The organism is Sporolactobacillus nakayamae (genome assembly GCF_900113325.1).
Lineage (GTDB): Bacteria > Bacillota > Bacilli > Bacillales > Sporolactobacillaceae > Sporolactobacillus > Sporolactobacillus nakayamae.
Genome location: NZ_FOOY01000015.1, coordinates 30661 through 48990 on the forward strand (window position 1 = coordinate 30661; position 18330 = coordinate 48990).

Consider the following 18330-nt stretch of genomic DNA (forward strand, 5'->3'; position numbering starts at 1 on the left):
TCAGACAAAAATATCAGCGTTCAGACAAAAGAATCAGCGTTCAGAGCAACGTAAAGGCAAGGATCCGTTGCAATGACCAGCCTAGTATTCGGATTGGCACCTGACGTGCTTCCGCAGGATGGAGTAAGTTCGACGTTACTCGCAGGAAGTGGGCAATGTCAAGGGTTCCTTTTTTTGCCGGGTCGCTTACGTATTCCCCGTTATTATTTTTCATGCAAAAAAAGAGCCTAAGGGCTCTTTTGCTGCTCTTACATATTATGGCTTGAATCGCGAAGCTCGACTTTCGGATGCTTCTGCTGAAACCAGCGCAAGGAAAAATCGTTTTCAAAAATAATAACCGGACGGTCTTTATAATCAGACACAACCAAATTATTGGAATTGCGTCTGAGTGCTTCAGCTTCCTCGCGATTCGCGATCCACTTAGCAACCTGATGTGGCATGCGCTCAATGTCGAGATCAACGCCATACTCAGCTTGCATGCGGTAAACGAACACGTCAAACTGCAGCGTTCCGACAACGCCGAGAATGGTTTCTTCGTACTGCGTCTTATAAACCTGGATTGCGCCTTCTTGAGCAAGCTGACTCACGCCTTTCAAGAAGTGCTTTTGTTTCATCGCGTTTTTAGCGCGAACCTTCGCAAAATGTTCCGGAGAGAATTGCGGCAACGCGCCGAAGTTAAAGGTATCCTTCGAGCTGCACACCGTATCCCCGATCTGATAAAAGCCCGTGTCATAGAGACCGACAATATCTCCGGGATAAGCGTCGTCAATCAGTTCTCGGCTATCCGCAAAGAATTGCTGCGGCTGCGCGAGCTTTAACTGCTTCCCGGTTCGATCAAGATAGACGCTCATGCCCTTCTCAAATTTTCCGGAGCAAATGCGCAGAAATGCGATCCGGTCGCGGTGGGCCGGATTCATGTTTGCTTGAATCTTAAAGATAAATCCTGAAAAATTCGGATCATCCGGTTGAATGACACCTTCACTAGACTGAAGCGGTTGCGGCTGCGGGGCAAGCTTCAGATAGTGCTCAAGAAAAGTCGGTACTCCAAAATTTGAGATCGCGCTGCCGAAGAATACCGGCGTCTGTTTGCCGGCTTTAACAGCCTCAAGATCGAAGGTACTGCCTGCCTCATCCAGAAGCATCAGATTTTCTTCCAGTTGACTGAGTGTATAATCATCTACTGTATCCTTCAATAGTTCCGACAATTCATCAACTTCACTTAGCGCTTGTACCTGGCGCTCTCTTTTTTCGTTATACCATTCAATCTTATGTTCCTGGCGGTCATAGACACCGCGAAAAGACTGACCCATGCCGATTGGATAGTTGATTGGGTAGGATTCGATACCAAGTACATTCTCAATTTCTTCAAAGAGCTCGAGCGGCTCCTTACCTTGCCGGTCAAGTTTATTGATGAAGGTGAAAATCGGTATCTTGCGTTCGCGGCAGACCTTGAACAACTTAATGGTTTGCGGTTCAACACCTTTTGCCGCATCAATAATCATGACTACACTATCGACGGCCATCAATGTTCGGTAGGTGTCTTCACTAAAGTCCTGGTGTCCGGGTGTATCCAGAATATTAATCTTGTAGCTGTCGTATTCAAATTGCATAACACTGGATGTGACCGAGATTCCCCTCTTCTTTTCTAGTTCCATCCAGTCTGAAGTCGCAAATTTTTCGGCTTTTCGTGATTTGACGGCGCCGGCTGTTCGAATGGCACCGCCAAGCACCAGCAGCTTCTCAGTCAGCGTCGTTTTACCGGCATCCGGATGAGAAATAATGGCAAACGTACGACGCCTTTTTAATTCCTGCTGTAACTGATTCATGATTTCCTCCTACTTAAAAGATCAAATCGCCAATCGGCAATTATTACCCTATTCAAGAAAAAGGCACTCGCGCTGCTAGATGAAAACGGCACGTGCTCCCCGCCTTGCTTCCAGCCATCTTGCTGCGAATGCTTTTTCAATCATCATTCTATCTTAATTATATACATATTCCATTTGAATCATAAATGCCTGATCAATTTGATCACTGATACTCATTTAAACAAATGAATTATTTGCTGACCAATCCGTGAACGCGATCCATAACCGCTGTTTTAAGCGCATTAAATTTCTTGTCACGGTCTGCGGCGTCACTGCCCTTAACACCAAAGTAAAATTTAATCTTCGGCTCGGTACCGGATGGACGAAGGCAGAACCACGAGCCATCGCTCAACTTATATTTAAGAACATTGGACACCGGCAGATCAATTGTTGAGACTGCTTTTTGCGCTACATCCGTAGTCTCTGATTTCTTATAGTCCTCGATAAAAGCGACTGGGACATTGGCAACTTCTGTAGGCGGCTGCGTACGGAAATCATTCATAATCGAATTGATTTCTTCTTTCCCGCTAATTCCCTTTAATGTCAGAGACTCCAGACCCTCTTCAAAATATCCGTAGGTCTTGAATACATCTTGGAGCGCGTCATAGAACGATTTGCCTTGCGACTTGAAGTAAGCAGCGGCTTCGCAGGCAAATAGTGCTGCCTGTACAGCGTCCTTGTCACGCACAAAGGATCCGATCAAGTAACCGTAGCTTTCCTCATAGCCAAACAAGAAACTGTATTTGCCGCTGAGTTCATACTCATGGATTTTCTCACCGATAAACTTAAATCCGGTCAGCGTGTCGATGGTTGGGATGCCGAATGCCGCAGCAATTGTTCGTCCAATTTCAGATGTAACAATCGTCTTAACAACGACTCCGTTATTCGGAAGCAGTCCTTTTTCCTTCTTCTGCGTAAGCAAGTAATTCAGGAGAACCGCGCCGGTTTGGTTCCCGGTCAGAACCTCATACTCACCCTGATCATTCTTCACTGCTACACCAAGTCTGTCAGAATCCGGATCCGTTCCGATCAAAAGATCCGCATCCAGTTTCTTGCCATAGTCAATCGCTATTTTGAACGCCGCGTGTTCTTCGGGATTTGGTGATTTAACGGTTGAGAATTCCGGATCAGGCTCTGCCTGTTCTTTCACGACCGTCACATTCGTAAAGCCCCAATTCTTTAATCCGTTCACAATTGGATGGTAGCTCGTTCCATGAAGCGGTGTGTAAACGATCTTCAGGTCGGAACCAACTTTTTGAATGGTTTCTGGATTCAGCGACAGAGTCTTCACTTTGTCCTGATAAGCCTGGTCCACTTTTGCGCCAACCACTTCAAGAAGTCCGCTTGCTTTCAGTTCTTCCTCATTACCGACTTTCACCGACAGTTCATCCTCAACAGAAGCCACATAACGAATCACTTCATCAGCCTCCGCGGGAGGGAGCTGTCCACCGAACTCGTTATATACTTTATAGCCATTATATTGAGGCGGATTATGGCTCGCGGTAATCACAATGCCGGAAAATGCGTTCAAAAAGCGTACGGCAAATGATAACACAGGTGTCGGACGAAGCGCGTCAAAAATATAGGTTTTGATTCCATGAGCTCCTAGGGTCTTAGCTGCCTCCAGCGTAAACTCCGCAGAGAAGTGGCGCGGATCATGCGCGATCACAACGCCTCTTTTCACAGCATCCTCGCCGGCATTCACAATGTACCGCGCGAGGCCTTCAGATGCCTTGCGGATCGTGTAGATATTCAGACGATTCGTTCCTGGCCCGATTTCACCGCGCATGCCCCCGGTACCAAACTCCAGGTTTGTATAAAAGCAGTCTTCCAACTTTGACGGATCCTGAGCGATCGTATCTAATTGCTTTTTCAAATCCAGATCCAGATTCGCGTCGGCGGTCCATTTCTCGTACACCGTTTCCCAACCCATGTGTTCACCCCATAATAGTAAGAATTTCTCAATCAATACAACGAATATTGCCATTTCTATTATATAACAAAAATGTAAAAAGCGCTGTCATTCTTTGAGAGGGAAAGAGGAACATTCCCCCTCTAAAAGCTTATGCTTTGTTTCTTAATTCAGGCGAAAAATATCGGATAATTTTTTCCAGAGATACATCTTGGAGGGATTTGAAGCAGCCGTCGACATGGCCGAACGGCATTTGTTTGGTGACCGCATTTGGCACGACAATACAATACATGCCCGCGCGTTTTGCGGCGAGTGAACCGTTAAAGGAATCTTCAATCGCAATCGCTTCTTTCGGATTCACCCCGAGGCTTTCCAAAGATTTAACGTAGAGCGCCGGATCCGGCTTAACCTTTTGGACATCGTCCCAAGACTTGATGCTCATAAAATAGTCTGAGAGTCCGAAACGCCCCAAGTGTTTGCGTGGCCATTCGCCCTTTGAACTCGTTGCAAGTCCAACTTTCAAGCCAAGACTTTTCGCTTGATTCAGCACAGACTTTACGCCAGGCAATACATCCTCCTCATCCACGAGCTTATTAAAAAGCGCGTAGCGTTCTTCTTGAAAGGCTTCCCTGTCTATTTTCACATTCGCATGCTCTTCAAGATAAGCAAGTGAATCAAATCCATGCTGCGTTCCAATCGCCTGGCTCCAGATACTGAGCGGCAGCTCCACTTGATATTGATGAAACATTTTCTGCATGACCAAATACATGATACGTTCGCTATCTAAAATCACACCGTCAAAGTCAAACACAATTGCTTTAATCATCAAATACAACCCTTCTAAGTGGTCTCGTTTTCCATTTTAACATGCACGGGTCCTATTTCTATAATTGTCACAAATATTTAATTAGAAAACTTGGCTTCATCAAGCCTCTGGAGAAGCCAAGTTTTCTAATAAATCATTTTGATCCTTAATTAAGTAACGCGGCCGGAATAAAATAAGCGGAGATTTTCCGGTTATATGCATCCTGACGCTTGGTTCACAGGTACATAAGGGTAATTTTTCCGCTTATGCACAGAAAAACCCTCCATTTTCATGTTTTTCGATTCGATAAGCGGAATTTCTCCGTCTATTTAAGCAATTTTTTCATTTATTTTCTAATTAAGCGGAATTTTTCCGTTTATTTCTCAGGTTGGGCGCTTACCTGATCGCCCAACCGAATCTTATGACCTTATCGTCGTACCGGCAAGGCAAAACGCTATACTTTCCTACCAGTGTCAAAAAGCGTCGGTTCTTGCTCCTACTCGAGTGATCAACGTCCATTTTTCAATCTTCTTATAAAAGAGGTCAAGGTTCAGCCGCTTTCGCATAAACTAAATTAATCAACCTTCACAGCAGTCCCGCGGTTCATCTTGCAAATTAAAGGAGGGATTCAAAATGAGTAACTTCTTGATATCGGAAGAAGAATGGGATCTTCATCACAAAGGCGAACAGGATCAACGCCGGCACGCGAGCAAAGTCAAAGAGGCAATAAAGAACAATCTTCCTGATTTGATCAGCAGCGAGAATATCATTCTCTCAGACGGCAAAAAAATGACACGGATTCCGATCCGATCTTTGGATGAGTACAAACTGCGCTATAATTATGATAAGACCAAACATGTTGGTCAAGGTGACGGCAAAAGCAAAGTAGGCGATGTAATCGGCAAAGCACCTGGGAAGCAGCAAGCACAAGGACCCGGTAAAGGACCTGGCGCGGGTGATCGTCCAGGAATCGACTACTACGAAGCAAATGTCTCCATCATGGAAATTGAAAATCTTTTTTTCAAAGAATTAGAGCTTCCCCACCTCAAAAGAAAACAGGAACCGGACATCACCGTAGACAGTTTCGATTACCGAGATATCCGCCGCAAAGGGCTGATGGGCAATATTGATAAAAGGCGCACCATTCTATCTGCCATCAAACGAAACGCACGCGAAGGAAAAACACAAATTCATCCCATTCGCGAAGAGGATCTGCGTTTCAAAACATGGGAGAACATTGTCAAACCGGAAAGCCGCGCTGTCGTGCTCGCTTTGATGGATACAAGCGGATCAATGGGCGTTTGGGAAAAATACATTGCCCGCAGTTTTTTCTTCTGGATGAGCCGCTTCCTGCGCACCAAATACGAGAAGGTTTCGATCGAATTTATCGCGCACCATACCGAAGCGACCGTTGTTAGCGAGGAAGATTTCTTTTCAAAAGGTGAAAGCGGCGGAACGATTTGCTCCTCAGCGTATACCAAGGCACTGGAACTGATCGACGCTTCTTATCCACCATCAAAATATAATATTTACCCTTTTCATTTTTCCGATGGTGACAACTTGTCCTCAGACAATCCGAAATGTACACGGCTCGTTAAAGAGATCATGGATATCACCGACTTTTTCGGATACGGAGAAATCAATCCCTACCATCGATCAAGCACATTAATGAGCGCCTACAGGAGCATTAATAATGACGCATTTCATTCGTTTATTTTAAAGCAAAAAAGCGATGTCTATCACGCAATGAAATATTTCTTCCATAAAGATCCCGAAACTGAAGTCATTTAATTAAGAATAAGTTCTGAAAAGCCGGGCAAAAGTCCGGCCCTTCTTATGCATCAATAGCTGGTAAAACTGTTCCATCGTTAAGTGAAATCTGCGTTTCAATGCAGAAAAAAAACGCCCGAGCGACGTTTTTTAATTGCGGTGGATCATTCCAAAGTGGTTTATCGGCCAGTAACGCAGATCGACCTTACCGACTACCTTCTTTTCACTGACAAAGTGGAACACGCGACTATCCGTGCTGTTCTGGCGGTTATCGCCCATCACCCACAGCATTCCCTTCGGAACTTTTTCCTTGCCGGTCAATTCCTTCAATGAAAAATCCCAAGTAAGCTGCCCTGCCAGCATGCTGTTTTTTTTCTGCTTCAAAAATGGTTCATTGACCGGTTTTCCATTCACATAGAGTTGGTCATTTCTATACTGGATCGTATCACCCGGAAGTCCAATCACGCGTTTCACGTAATCATCCGTCTTGGTCGCATGGAAAATCACTACATCAAACCGTTTTGGCTGCGACAACTTGTAATTGATCTTATTCACGATCAGCCGGTCTCCGTTGTATAAGGTTGACTCCATTGACGGCCCATCAACAATGTAATTACCCAGTATAAATGTCCGGACAACGATGACGATCAGCACGGAGAGTGCGATCGCTCGAAACCAGGCAAATGTTTCATTTCTCTTTTTTGTTTGACGCATAGCTGCAACGACTCCCGACTATCATCATTCACTTGAATAGCTTAATCCATACACCCATTGATCCGACCATAGGCAGGCCCTTCTTATAATGTACACGAATCAATCAATGTTCACAAGAAACGCAGATCCTTGTCCTATGTCGCCCAGTAAAAAAGCGCCGATAAACGGCTCGGCGCTCATAGATTGCATGCCGCGAGTCAATGGATAACGCCCGTTTGCATGACCGACCATTCATTGAACGGCCAATAGCGGACAGAAACCTTTCCGACTACGGATTTTTCATTGATAAAACCGAAATAACGGCTATCTTCACTGTTCTCTCGATTGTCACCCATTACCCAGAGCTCGCCCTTCGGCACGCGAATCTCACCTGTCTTTGACTTTAAGCTAAAGTTTTCAGTTAGCTGCTGCCCTTTAGGTAAGGCGCCTTTGTACTTCTGGAGATAGGGTTCATCCACCGCTTTTCCATTGACATAAAGTTGATCGCTCTTATAAGAGATCGTATCCCCAGGCAACCCAATGATTCGTTTCACGTAATCATCTGTCTTTGTCGCGTGAAAGACAATGACGTCAAATCGATGGGGCGTGCCGACAGAATAACCGATTTTGTTGACGATCAGCCGATTTCCGTCTTGAAGCGTCGGCATCATTGATTCTCCGCGAACAATATAATTACTGAAAATAAAATGGCGGACAAGCAAGGCGATCAAAATCGCGATTGCGACCGCTCGAATCCAACTCCACAGTTCTCTCTTTGCTTTGCTCATTGACTCGCGAGTGTCCTTTCTTTATTAGCCGCCCATCCTGATTCCCGATTACCTTGATCCGCAGTCTCAGCGATTGAGCAAGCTTCCTACATATCTTAGTAATTCGTTTGCCGAAGTCGTATTATAGCCGTATTCATCCACAAGTCTCGCAATAACTTCATTAACTCGCTTTAATTGAGTCTCGTCAGGCGTCTTACTGGAGGTCGTAATTTTTACGACGTCCTTAAGATCGGCAAACAATTTCTTCTGAATGGCTTCTTTCAGGCGTTCATGAGATTTATAGTTAAAACGCTTGCCTTTACGTGCGTAGGCCGAAATACGAATCAGAATTTCTTCCCTGAAGGATTTTTTCGCATTTTCCGAAATTCCAATCTGTTCTTCAATCGAGCGCATGAGCTTTTCATCCGGATCAATTTCATCACCGGTAATCGGATCGAAAATTTTATTGCTGTTGCAGTAGGCTTCAACGTTATCCAAATAATTGTCCATCAGCGTTTTCGCTGATTCCTCGAATGAATAAACAAATGCCTTCTGAACTTCGCCCTTCGCCAATTCATCATATTCACGGCGGGCAAGCGCAATATATTCGCTATAATGTGCCCTATCCTCATCAGTTATCGAGGGGTGCTGTTCCAAGCCTTCCTTGATGGAGCGTAGAATATCCAGCGCGTTGATCGACGGAACGCCTTTTCTTATGATTGCTGAAGAGATTCTGTTTATGACATAGCGCGGATCAATTCCGCTCATACCCTCATCAGAGAATTCATGCTGCAGTTCTTTGATATCGGCCGCATTGTAGCCCTCGACAATTTCACCGTCATATAGGCGCATTTTCTTAATCAAGTCAATGCCGCGGCTCTTTGACTCCTTTAGGCGCGTCAAAATGGAGAACACCGCAGCAGTCCTAAGGGCGTGCGGCGCGATATGGACATTCGCCACATCACTTTCGGAAATCAATTTTTCATAGATCTTCTCTTCGTCGCTGACTCTTAGATTATAGGGAACCGGCATAACAATCATACGTGAGTGAAGGGCTTCATTCTTTTTGTTGCTGATAAAGGTCCGATATTCCGTTTCGTTCGTGTGTGCGACAATCAACTCATCCGCGGAAATCAAGGCAAATCGACCCGCCTTAAAGTTTCCTTCCTGCGTCAGCGAAAGCAGATGCCATAGAAATTTCTCATCACACTTCAACATTTCCTGAAATTCCATGAGACCGCGATTCGCCTTATTCAATTCACCATCGAATCGATACGCGCGCGGATCAGATTCTGATCCATACTCGGCAATCGTTGAGAAATCGATGCTGCCTGTTAAATCAGCAATATCTTGAGATTTCGGATCAGACGGGCTGAAGGTGCCAATGCCGACCCGCTTATCTTCCGAAAGAAAAATTCGTTCAATCGGCACATTTTCAATCTCACCGTCATATTCCTTTTCCAGACGCATGGCGTTCAATGGTGAGAGATTTCCTTCAATGCGAATGCCCGTCTCTTGAAAAAAGTCCTCGCGCAGATGCGGCGGAATTAAATGAAGCGGATCTTCATGCATTGGGCAATCCTTTATCGCATAGATGGCACCGTCATCTGTCCACGAATATTTTTCAAGTCCACGCTTAAGCATAGTTACAATCGTTGACTTTCCTCCGCTGACCGGCCCCATAAGGAGCAAAATTCGTTTTTTGACATCCAAGCGTCTAGCCGCAGGATGAAAGTATTCCTCGACAAGTCGTTCAATGGGTTCATCGAGTCCGAAAATCTGTCCGTCAAAGAAGTGATAATGCTTGTGTCCGTCTTGCTCGGAAACCCCGGCAGAAATAATCATCTGATAGACTCTGGAATGTGCGGATTGAGCAATCAACGGATTCTTCTTTACTAGTTCCAGGTAATCTGCAAACGTGCCTTCCCACTTCAGCTGTTCCTCATAGTCGCGAAATTGTTTCAGTTTATCAAGAAAGTTCATTGTATCCCCCCTAGGAAAGATTCGTCACTGCTTCCACCCATGTACTTAAGTGTATGCGGGTGATTGCTAATCTTTCATGGAAACTGCCGGCAGATTGCAGAAGCAACTTGATTCAAGAAACAAGAATAGCCTGCCAATAGGAGGAATACGTCCACTAACTGTAAAAAAAACTTATCAATTTCCGAACTGCAGCAATAAATACAGCGTTTCTTTCAGAGAGCGTTAATCAAGACAATCCCGGAAAACGTTGTTGACGAAGGGCTTCATAGACAATGATAGCAGCCGAATTGGATAAATTAAGTGATCGAATCGCTCCGGTCATCGGCAGCCGGACACATCTGTCCTGATACTTGGCGACGAAATCTTTTGGGAGACCGGTTGTTTCGCGTCCGAAAAAGAAAAAATAGTCCTTGCTCGGATCAGTATAATCAAAAGCGTCGTATGGCCTGCTGCCATCGGTTTCGACCAGATAGTATTCACCTTGAGGATGCTTAGAGAAAAAATCGTCGAGAGAATCATAATAATGCAGATCCACTGATTCCCAATAATCCAGTCCGGCACGCTTCAAATGTTTATCATCTGTTGAGAATCCAAGCGGACGAATCAAGTGAAGCGAGCTATGCGTGCCCGCACAGGTTCTCGCAATATTACCTGTGTTCGGCGGGATTAACGGTTGATAAAGTACAACATGATTACTCATTTCAATCAACACTCCTATGTTGATCAGGCTGTCTAACGTATAATGCTCGTCCGATAAACTATTCCCGATCGCAAAAAAATGGTCGGAAAAACCGACCATTTCAGTTATTGTTTTCAAATCCGCATTTATTATAGCACACCTTAGGCAATGAAATTATGTCTGATCTTTTATATGAAAAAATTTATAGTGAATCTGTTTCGTCCATGCAGGGGAGTCGGTATAGGCCCATGGCCTGTGACGAGCGTCATAGGTGTGTGCGTTTACAAGCGGCGCGCCGGACCCGTCCATCGCCGTAACAATCGTATTATGATTCCAATGCCCATCCCCGTCAAAATCATAACAAATCACGTCCCCAGGGACCAGCTCATTCGCACTGCTTTTTTCAATGGCGCCCATTACACTCCCCTGCCTGCTCAAATACCAACGCAAGCTGTTGGCCACAGTCCAGCTAAAGCTCCAGTTTGTCTGATGCTGCCACCATCCTCTGCCGCGGATCGGCTCGCCCCACATTGGGATTCCGCCCGCATGAAGACATTGTGAAATAAAGTTTGTACAATCGTCGCTCACCATTGGATAGTTGGGGTTTCTGCGATTCCACCATAAATCGGCGTAACGTACCGCCTGCAAACGATCATAGGTGCGTGATCTGACTTCCTCTGGAGTTCGATCGGCAGTTTCCTCACGCACTGAGGCTTGTTCCTCGATCGGGGCGAACGAAACAAGTGTATCCGAAACAAGTCGATTATCACGGATAACCGTTTGGCGATCCTCTTGGCGTTCTTCAAGAAAAAAGTCATCTTGTTTTTTAATCAACCACTGAGTATGCAGACAATAATCAACAACCAAATCTTCTCGCTTATCGCTCGTTCTAACGTTCTGTGCATGAACAATGGCCTGTTTGATCTCCGCCTGCTGTTTGAGCAATGCCTTAGTCTTATTCAAGAGACGATTTTGTTCCTCCGCGCCCAAAACCGTGTTGTGAATGTCGGCACTCCCTACCCAGAAATCACCAAGCATTGTTAACTGTTTTTGAAACACATTTTTCCAGTCCACTTAAATTCCCCGCTTCAGCATGATTTCGTTACACTCTATGCGAAGAGACAGGAATTCATACCCGGCGGCCTTTGCTCATGGAGAATTATTGCCGTTCGAAAGTTAATAGAAACTGTTTGGTCTTAAGTCCTCCTCCATAACCGACCAGTGAACCGTCTGCCCCGATAACCCGGTGACAAGGAACAATAATTGGAATCGGATTGCGATTATTCGCCATCCCGATCGCTCGCACCCCTTTCGGATTTTTCACCTCACGCGCAATGTCCTTGTAGGACCGCGTCTCCCCGTAAGGAATAGCGGCGAGTGCGGTCCATACCTTGCGCTGAAACTCTGTTCCTTTCATGAGCAGTTTCAATGTGAATGTCTTCCTGTCGTCGTTAAAATAGTCGTGCAGCTGCCGCGCTGCTTCCGCACAGTGTGTTTGATCCTCCTCAAGAACTGAAGGGAGTCCGTGTTTTTCAGCCCAAAGCATCAATTTAGCCTGATTCTCCTCGAGAGATCCAAAATCGAGATGACATAATTGCTGCTCATAGACAGCAAGTGTCAGCATTCCGATCGAGGTTTCTAGTTCATGAACAGCAAGATAATTAGTTTGATCCATGGGTTTGTTCTCCTCCGTCATTTATCCTTTACAAGGACCATTTCTGCCAAAGTAGTCATTATCCATTCACATTTAGATGAAGGCTTTAAGCCATTACTTATCATTTTCTTAACTAACATTATAGCAAACGTACTAAAGAAAATAGGATCAATTATGGTACACTATTGGTAGATTGGTCAGTCAGGAGGCGCGTTATGGTTGATGTTTCGATTTCTTCTCAATTAAGAGATGCAGTACCTGGTTTTAAAATCGGTGTCATTTATTATCCGTCGATTGTCATTGGCGACTTGCCTCCATTGATCGGCGACCGCCTGCCCCTTTACTATGAGAACATACAGCTTTCACTGGACGAACATCCGGTAAGCGAGATCGCCGGGGTCAAAGAATGGCGAACTGTTTTTAAAAAGGTAGGAACTGATCCTTCCCGTTATCGTCCATCACAAGAAGCATTGCTGCGAAAAATCAAAAAAGATGGTCGTCCGCATTTTATCCACTCAGCCGTCGATTTACTTAACTTTTTCAGTGTTCAGCACAGCATCCCCATGGGCTTGTATGACGCGGAACAGCTTCGCGGGCCTGTACAAATAAAAGTTGGTACTGAAGCGGACCAGTATGAAGGACTGAACGGAAGAACCATGCATATGAATGAAAAGATTGTCTCCGCGGACGCGATCAGCGCGTTCGGCAGCCCGATTGTCGATTCGAAACGAACCTGCGTAACCGAGCAAACCACGTGCGCCCTGCAAATCGTTTATCTAAGACCTTCAATGGATCATAAAGAAGCACGTCAACTGATCGATAAAATGGCAGAAATGTTCACCCAAGTCCATGGTGGAAACCATGAATTTACGTTGATCCAATAGAATATAGTCATTAGTGACTTGCGCGAGGAGGAGAATATATGAACTCAGATTTATTCAGCATTGATTATTTTAAAAAAGCACTTCATTTACAGATTGAGAAAAACAGTGATGTTCAGCCCCCGGCGCGAACGATGAACAGCTACTACCACACCGTCGTTTCCGCAATCATTCAAGACCGGATCAACAAAAATTTTGAACTGATACGCCGGATTCGGAATCTGGATACGGCATACAAGGAAGTTAAAACGGAAATCGCGCAGCAACAACAAATGCAGCAATAATTAAAAGATCGTCCGGAACACCGAGTTCTAGACGATCTTTTTGATCGTTCCTATACGTATATGTATATCATTTTGCTGCCCGAAATCCTGCTTTCTCCGCATCCTTACGACTTTTAAAACAAACTTCCGCCTTAGTCACTTTATAGTATCGATCGGAGGGCATATGATAAATCTTTCCTCGAGATGAGACATTGCCCTTAATCGCGCCATTGCAATCACCCGCCTGAGTCGGCGATGGTTGACCTGCGGTTGTCGATTCTGCGGCATCACTCGACGCTTGACCACCGCTTTTCTGTGTCTCTTTATAAGCTTCTGTTCCCTTCATCACTTCCGGATGAAAGCCGTTTGCCTCAGCGTAGCCGCTCACAGACCAAATACCGATTTTCTTTTCTCGCGCCTGCGCCTCAATTGCACGATAGTGATCAACATAGTTGGTATTCGGCGGATAGACATAGGCGACGCGCGCCAGTCCGCTTGCAAGCTGCAGCTCTTCAAAGGATTTGCCATCAACAAAGACATAAGCGAGCATCCGCCCGTATTTATCACGTCCTCCATTTTTGGCGAGCTCAAGCGCTACGGTTTTCCCATCCAGCAACTGATGCGCATGGGCGCTTGCTTCCGGTCCATAAGGCTGGACCCCTAATTTTGGATGGTGTGTCTCCGGCGTATCGATCAGAAGCACACGCACCGTTGAAATTTTCTTCTGATACAACACCTGCAACGTATCACCGTCAACGACCTTGATCACTTTTGCATTCACGGCACCTCTGGGCACGTCAACTTTGTTGACGACTACCTGTGAATTTCCGCTTGCGGTAGAAGCGGATTCAGCCGGTGTGCTTGATTCGGGTGACGGGGTTGTCGCGCTTGATACATCCGACTGACCGCTTTCATCGAACTGCACGCAACCTGAAAGCAGAACGATCGCCATTAAGCTCCCAATAAACGTCATCATATTTTTTCTCATCATGTTCACCTATTCATTGTTTTGGACGTGAATTGCATCGGGATTAAAATCCCCAGTTTCTAGGAACGTCTCATATTTGCTTGGAAAACCCAAGTAGTGGTTAAGACTTCTTACTAAGGCTTGTACCAAGCCGTTTTTTATTTAGTAGGCGATTGCCCTATATAAACTATTTTTCGCTGCGTTGACATCCCGATCATGGCGCATGCCGAAACACGGACACGTCCATTCACGGACACCCAGTTCATGTTTCCCATCATCATCTTCTTGCACGTTCTTGAAGTCAGCGAGCTGTCTTGGCTGAAGGACCTTGTCATGCTTGTCCCAAGCCATGGCTTTTTGTGCGTGCAGGCGATGCCGAGCTTAATTATAGCACGAGTGTTCGCACTTCAGCTATTATTGAACCGGCTTCCAAACAAAAAAATTGGAGACCTATGACCCTGATTCAACTCGGCAATAAATGGCCGAGTTGAATCAGGCTGGTCTACCATATAAAGAAACGACCGCTCAGCAAAAAAGAGGCAGCTCTAAAAGTTAATGCCGCATCAAAGGCGGCAGATGTTCATCGGGCACCGATCTTCACAATGACAAATCGCTTTAATATACGTCAAATCCTTGATCACAATCGACCCATGATAATAGTCAATCGCGCCATCACTTTTCCAAGACTGCAACATCCGGTTCACCGTTTCACGCGTCGAACCGATTAACTGAGCCAAATCGGAATTCGTCAAACTGATTGTATAATGTATGCCATCTTCATCTGTGCGGCTGTATCCATGGATCATCCTGAGAAGTGTTGAGGCGAGCGCACCATTCTTACCATAGAAAATTAAATCCCGCATCTTGATTTGCGTGTACTGCCCCATCATGCCGATCCATTTCATAAATTCGAAGGACAGACTCGCATTGGACAGCAGCAACGGCTCAAGATCTTTTTCAGAAATAATTCCAACCGTGCATTCTGTAACAGTCGCCGCAGTAAAAGAATTTTCCACGCTTCCCAAGCAGCCGATCTCGCCGAATAAGTCGCCTTCCATAAAGTAATGAAGCACAAGATCCTTACCATCATACGCGGACTTGAACAGCTTAACACGGCCTCCGAGCATGTAAAAGAGCTTGTCGGCATGATCTCCTTCCCAGAATATATTCACGCCCTTCTTATAAGTTGTCACGGTCATTACTGATTTCAGCGCTTGCAGACTCTGCTTTGAAAACATACATGTATTGTTCAATCCGTCCTGTTTCAAGCAAGCAACTTCTTCCATAGCATCACGCCCTTATTGTTCGATAGCTTTATCTTCTTTCATTATACAAGATTATTTCTTAATTCAACGTGAAAAGTGTGACGGAAATCATACAACCTTAAAAAAGTATCCGCTTACCTTTTTTCATCTTTAAACACATGAATAGGATCGGACATACTCATGCTATAATGATCATAAAACCGTCGTATTGCGGTAATGACAATGAATGGAAGAAAGAAGGAACAAATTTGGCAGAACTGACAGCCGGAACGATTGCAAACTTAGAGGTTTCACATAAAGCGCCATTCGGCTATTTTCTCACCGATGGCACGCACGAAGTACTGCTCCACGAAAATGATGTAACCGGTAAGTTGAATGATAAAGACAAAATCACTGTATTTCTTTATCAGGACCATCAAGGACGGATTGCGGCGACAATGACGATCCCTACTGTACGATTCAACTCCTTTGACTGGGCAACAGCCACCTCCCTGCACAAAAAGTATGGTGTCTTTCTTAATATAGGCGTCAGCAAAGATCTCTTGCTCTCCAAGGACGATCTTCCTTATGAATGGATCTATTGGCCGCAACCCGGTGACCGAGTATACTGCAGTTTGAAGCTGGATAAAAAGCAGCGCTTATTTGCCCGTTTAGCGGATGAAACGGTAATCAGCACTCTGTCTCTACCCGCACCGGAGGAACTCCGGAACAAAGATGTCCACGCGACCATCTATCGGTTACTTGATGATGGCGCCCATGTGTTGACTGAGGAGGGCTATCTCGGCTTCATTCATAACGCCGAGACAAGCGGCACTATACGCATCGGTCAATCCATTGAATGCCGAGTCATCGCTGTTAAGGAAAATGGTAAATTAAACCTGTCCATGAAACCGAGAAGCTATGAAGTAATTGGCGGAAATTCAGAAAAAATCGTCGCATACATGAACAGCCGGGATGGGGCCATGCCTTACTGGGATAAAAGTCTTCCCGAAGAGATAAAAGAGCGGTTCGGCATCAGTAAAGGTGATTTCAAAAAGGCGCTTGGCCAGTTAATGAAAGAGGGAAAGCTGTACCAAGAAGATGGATGGAGCTATTTAAAGCAAGAGGAAACGCCAAAAAGCCCTGATCAAGGTTAAATCCCTGATCAGGGCTTTTCTTCTATGGACTCATTTAGGCGGCAATGCGCCGCCGCTCTGTAAAACGATGATAAAGCATGCCGAGAAAATACGCGGCGGCAACAAAACAAACGATGAAAAAGCTGACCGGCGCGTTGGTGTAGTAGCCGATGATGAGCCCAAACCATACACCAAGAACAGCGATTAGGACCGAAAGCAGAATCATTCCAAAGATTGATTGTGTATAAAAACGCGCGGCGGCTGCAGGAATCGTCATAAGCGCGAACACCAGCAGCGCGCCGACAATCTGTACAGTAACACTGACAGCAACTGCCATCAGCAGCAGAAAGCCAATCGAGATCCAGCGAATCGGCAATCCTGCAGACTGGGCACCAAGTTGATCAAAAGAATCAAACTTTAACCAGCGATAGCTGACCGCAAGTGCGAGCAAAACAAAGATGGACAATATAATAATCTGCCACACATCCTGCAGATCAATGCCGACAACACTCCCAAACAGAATCGTTTTCGTAAAGCTTGCCTGAACATTCGACAACGAGAGAAAAAGGATCCCAAGACCAAGGGCGAGACTAAGGATCACGCTTACAGAAGCATCTCTCCGGAACATCTTAACACCCAATTGCCCGACACCTAGAGCCCCAAGAAGGGTAAAGAGCAGAAGTCCAAGCAGCGGATCAATGCCGGCAAATACAGCAAAAGAAGCGCCGGCAAAACCAATATGCGAAAAAGTATGGGCAATAAAGGATAGATTTCTTCCTATTATAAAAACACCAATCGCTCCGCACATGATGGCGATCAAGGTCCCCGCTATAAAAGCATGCTGCATAAAATCATAGTAAAACATCTGTTTTAATCCCCCAGATTGCCCCTATGGCAGATTCATTTCATAATTCTTTAGGCAATGGTATTTTTTTCACCGAACTGTTCCATTAAGAGGCCTGTCATGGAAGGAATCTAAAGGCACCGCATGTTCCTCATCTACTTCCGGTACCTTACGATAGTACTGTCTCAGCTTTTCCGGTTGATCAAGAATTGCCGTACTCTCCGAGATCTCATGGCGTCCGGGCGCGATCAACATTAAGCGATCAGCATACTCTTTAACCAGACTGAGATCATGGCTAATAAAGATGACCGCAACATTCCATTCTCGTGCGACTCGTTTAACGAGTTCCATCATTTCTTTCTGAGCTTCTGGATCAAGATTCGCCGTCGATTCATCTAAAAGGAGCAAGTCAGGGTAGCGGACAAGTGCTTGAGCAAGAAAAGCACGCTGCCGTTCTCCGCCCGAAAGCTTGCCAATCGCTTTCTTCGCAAATCGCGTTGTATCGGTAAAATGCATGATTTCCTGTAATGAAGCTCGTTCCTTTTTAGAAAGCCATGGCAATAGTCCCGAACATTGGCCAAGTGAAATAAAATCTTTGGTTTCAATTGGCGCTTCATCATCAATCGCGCGTGACTGAGGTACATAACCGACAATCGCCTTTTTATGATCCGTTTCGATCCGGATTGAGCCGGACTGAGGTTTTAACAAACCCAGAATACATTTAAGCAAGGTTGACTTTCCCGCCCCGTTCGGTCCAATGACTGCAAAAAGTTCACCTGCAGACACGTTTAAAGATAGATTAGTGTATACTTCTTGACCATTAAAACTGACCTGCAGATGATCGACTTGGAGATTGCGCAGCATCAA

Annotated in this window: 18 protein-coding genes; 4 read left to right on the top strand and 14 right to left on the bottom strand. The window is 45.3% G+C overall.

Going from position 1 to position 18330, the window contains the following annotated elements; translation table 11 throughout:
* Positions 1-248: 248 nt before the first annotated feature.
* The 3 genes from BM003_RS10945 to BM003_RS10955 form a co-directional block, all read right to left on the bottom strand.
* Positions 249-1829: a peptide chain release factor 3 gene (locus BM003_RS10945; RefSeq protein WP_093673007.1), complete on the bottom strand. Its 1581-nt coding sequence runs from the start codon at positions 1827-1829 to the stop codon at positions 249-251.
* Between the two features lie 226 nt (positions 1830-2055).
* The gene (locus tag BM003_RS10950) at positions 2056-3798 is read right to left on the bottom strand and encodes a phospho-sugar mutase (RefSeq protein WP_093673009.1); all 1743 of its coding nucleotides are present in this window, start codon (positions 3796-3798) and stop codon (positions 2056-2058) included.
* Between the two features lie 130 nt (positions 3799-3928).
* Positions 3929-4603: an HAD family hydrolase gene (locus tag BM003_RS10955; RefSeq protein ID WP_093673011.1), complete on the bottom strand. Its 675-nt coding sequence runs from the start codon at positions 4601-4603 to the stop codon at positions 3929-3931.
* Positions 4604-5215: 612 nt separating this feature from the next.
* Between BM003_RS10955 and yhbH the strand changes: the two genes are divergently transcribed.
* Positions 5216-6373: a sporulation protein YhbH gene (gene yhbH, locus BM003_RS10960; RefSeq protein WP_093673013.1), complete on the top strand. Its 1158-nt coding sequence runs from the start codon at positions 5216-5218 to the stop codon at positions 6371-6373.
* A gap of 129 nt (positions 6374-6502) precedes the next feature.
* On the opposite strand, the gene lepB (BM003_RS10965) is transcribed toward yhbH, so the two are convergent.
* The 6 genes from lepB (BM003_RS10965) to BM003_RS10990 form a co-directional block, all read right to left on the bottom strand.
* Positions 6503-7066, bottom strand: a complete 564-nt coding sequence (lepB, locus tag BM003_RS10965; protein WP_093673015.1) for a signal peptidase I — start codon at positions 7064-7066, stop codon at positions 6503-6505.
* 197 nt (positions 7067-7263) lie between these two features.
* Positions 7264-7833, bottom strand: coding sequence for a signal peptidase I (lepB, locus tag BM003_RS10970; RefSeq protein ID WP_093673017.1), 570 nt, complete (start codon positions 7831-7833; stop codon positions 7264-7266).
* A gap of 66 nt (positions 7834-7899) precedes the next feature.
* Complete coding sequence (locus BM003_RS10975) at positions 7900-9795, bottom strand: PrkA family serine protein kinase (RefSeq protein ID WP_093673019.1); 1896 nt, start codon at positions 9793-9795, stop codon at positions 7900-7902.
* Between the two features lie 226 nt (positions 9796-10021).
* Entirely contained in the window at positions 10022-10495 is a 474-nt protein-coding gene (trmL, locus tag BM003_RS10980) for a tRNA (uridine(34)/cytosine(34)/5-carboxymethylaminomethyluridine(34)-2'-O)-methyltransferase TrmL (RefSeq protein WP_093673021.1), read from the bottom strand.
* Positions 10496-10648: 153 nt separating this feature from the next.
* On the bottom strand, positions 10649-11548 hold the full coding sequence (locus BM003_RS10985) for an amidase domain-containing protein (protein ID WP_245734224.1): 900 nt from the start codon (positions 11546-11548) through the stop codon (positions 10649-10651).
* Between the two features lie 85 nt (positions 11549-11633).
* The gene (locus BM003_RS10990; RefSeq protein ID WP_093673023.1) at positions 11634-12149 is read right to left on the bottom strand and encodes a methylated-DNA--[protein]-cysteine S-methyltransferase; all 516 of its coding nucleotides are present in this window, start codon (positions 12147-12149) and stop codon (positions 11634-11636) included.
* A gap of 194 nt (positions 12150-12343) precedes the next feature.
* Between BM003_RS10990 and BM003_RS10995 the strand changes: the two genes are divergently transcribed.
* Positions 12344-13012, top strand: coding sequence for a B3/B4 domain-containing protein (locus tag BM003_RS10995; protein ID WP_093673025.1), 669 nt, complete (start codon positions 12344-12346; stop codon positions 13010-13012).
* A gap of 38 nt (positions 13013-13050) precedes the next feature.
* Complete coding sequence (gene yvfG / locus BM003_RS11000; RefSeq protein ID WP_093673027.1) at positions 13051-13293, top strand: protein YvfG; 243 nt, start codon at positions 13051-13053, stop codon at positions 13291-13293.
* A gap of 67 nt (positions 13294-13360) precedes the next feature.
* Here the strand turns inward: yvfG and BM003_RS11005 are convergent, their stop codons facing one another.
* The 3 genes from BM003_RS11005 to BM003_RS11010 all read right to left on the bottom strand — a co-directional run bounded on the left by BM003_RS11005 (position 13361) and on the right by BM003_RS11010 (position 15525).
* The gene (locus tag BM003_RS11005; RefSeq protein WP_245734226.1) at positions 13361-14245 is read right to left on the bottom strand and encodes a thermonuclease family protein; all 885 of its coding nucleotides are present in this window, start codon (positions 14243-14245) and stop codon (positions 13361-13363) included.
* Between the two features lie 156 nt (positions 14246-14401).
* Complete coding sequence (locus BM003_RS17385; RefSeq protein ID WP_143128456.1) at positions 14402-14590, bottom strand: zinc ribbon domain-containing protein; 189 nt, start codon at positions 14588-14590, stop codon at positions 14402-14404.
* Positions 14591-14802: 212 nt separating this feature from the next.
* Positions 14803-15525, bottom strand: coding sequence for a Crp/Fnr family transcriptional regulator (locus BM003_RS11010; RefSeq protein WP_093673031.1), 723 nt, complete (start codon positions 15523-15525; stop codon positions 14803-14805).
* Between the two features lie 227 nt (positions 15526-15752).
* On the opposite strand from BM003_RS11010, the gene BM003_RS11015 reads away from it, so the two are divergent.
* Positions 15753-16640, top strand: a complete 888-nt coding sequence (locus BM003_RS11015) for a CvfB family protein (protein ID WP_093673033.1) — start codon at positions 15753-15755, stop codon at positions 16638-16640.
* A 34-nt stretch (positions 16641-16674) separates the two neighbouring features.
* On the opposite strand, the gene BM003_RS11020 is transcribed toward BM003_RS11015, so the two are convergent.
* Positions 16675-17484 (bottom strand): metal ABC transporter permease, encoded by an 810-nt coding sequence (locus BM003_RS11020; protein WP_093673035.1) that lies wholly within the window; start codon positions 17482-17484, stop codon positions 16675-16677.
* Between the two features lie 69 nt (positions 17485-17553).
* The gene (locus tag BM003_RS11025) at positions 17554-18327 is read right to left on the bottom strand and encodes a metal ABC transporter ATP-binding protein (protein ID WP_093673037.1); all 774 of its coding nucleotides are present in this window, start codon (positions 18325-18327) and stop codon (positions 17554-17556) included.
* Between the last annotated feature and the right edge of the window lie 3 nt (positions 18328-18330).

Bases quoted from the DNA above. Each gene is read 5' to 3' on its own strand.
- BM003_RS10990 (WP_093673023.1), bottom strand. From the start codon at position 12,149: ATGGATCAAACTAATTATCTTGCTGTTCATGAACTAGAAACCTCGATC.
- BM003_RS11025 (WP_093673037.1), bottom strand. From the start codon at position 18,327: ATGCTGCGCAATCTCCAAGTCGATCATCTGCAGGTCAGTTTTAATGGT.
- BM003_RS11020 (WP_093673035.1), bottom strand. From the start codon at position 17,484: ATGTTTTACTATGATTTTATGCAGCATGCTTTTATAGCGGGGACCTTG.
- BM003_RS10950 (WP_093673009.1), bottom strand. From the start codon at position 3,798: ATGGGTTGGGAAACGGTGTACGAGAAATGGACCGCCGACGCGAATCTG.
- lepB (WP_093673017.1), bottom strand. From the start codon at position 7,833: ATGAGCAAAGCAAAGAGAGAACTGTGGAGTTGGATTCGAGCGGTCGCA.
- BM003_RS11005 (WP_245734226.1), bottom strand. From the start codon at position 14,245: ATGACGTTTATTGGGAGCTTAATGGCGATCGTTCTGCTTTCAGGTTGC.
- yvfG (WP_093673027.1), top strand. From the start codon at position 13,051: ATGAACTCAGATTTATTCAGCATTGATTATTTTAAAAAAGCACTTCAT.
- lepB (WP_093673015.1), bottom strand. From the start codon at position 7,066: ATGCGTCAAACAAAAAAGAGAAATGAAACATTTGCCTGGTTTCGAGCG.
- BM003_RS10995 (WP_093673025.1), top strand. From the start codon at position 12,344: ATGGTTGATGTTTCGATTTCTTCTCAATTAAGAGATGCAGTACCTGGT.
- BM003_RS10955 (WP_093673011.1), bottom strand. From the start codon at position 4,603: ATGATTAAAGCAATTGTGTTTGACTTTGACGGTGTGATTTTAGATAGC.
- BM003_RS10975 (WP_093673019.1), bottom strand. From the start codon at position 9,795: ATGAACTTTCTTGATAAACTGAAACAATTTCGCGACTATGAGGAACAG.
- trmL (WP_093673021.1), bottom strand. From the start codon at position 10,495: ATGAGTAATCATGTTGTACTTTATCAACCGTTAATCCCGCCGAACACA.
- yhbH (WP_093673013.1), top strand. From the start codon at position 5,216: ATGAGTAACTTCTTGATATCGGAAGAAGAATGGGATCTTCATCACAAA.
- BM003_RS17385 (WP_143128456.1), bottom strand. From the start codon at position 14,590: ATGGCTTGGGACAAGCATGACAAGGTCCTTCAGCCAAGACAGCTCGCT.
- BM003_RS11010 (WP_093673031.1), bottom strand. From the start codon at position 15,525: ATGGAAGAAGTTGCTTGCTTGAAACAGGACGGATTGAACAATACATGT.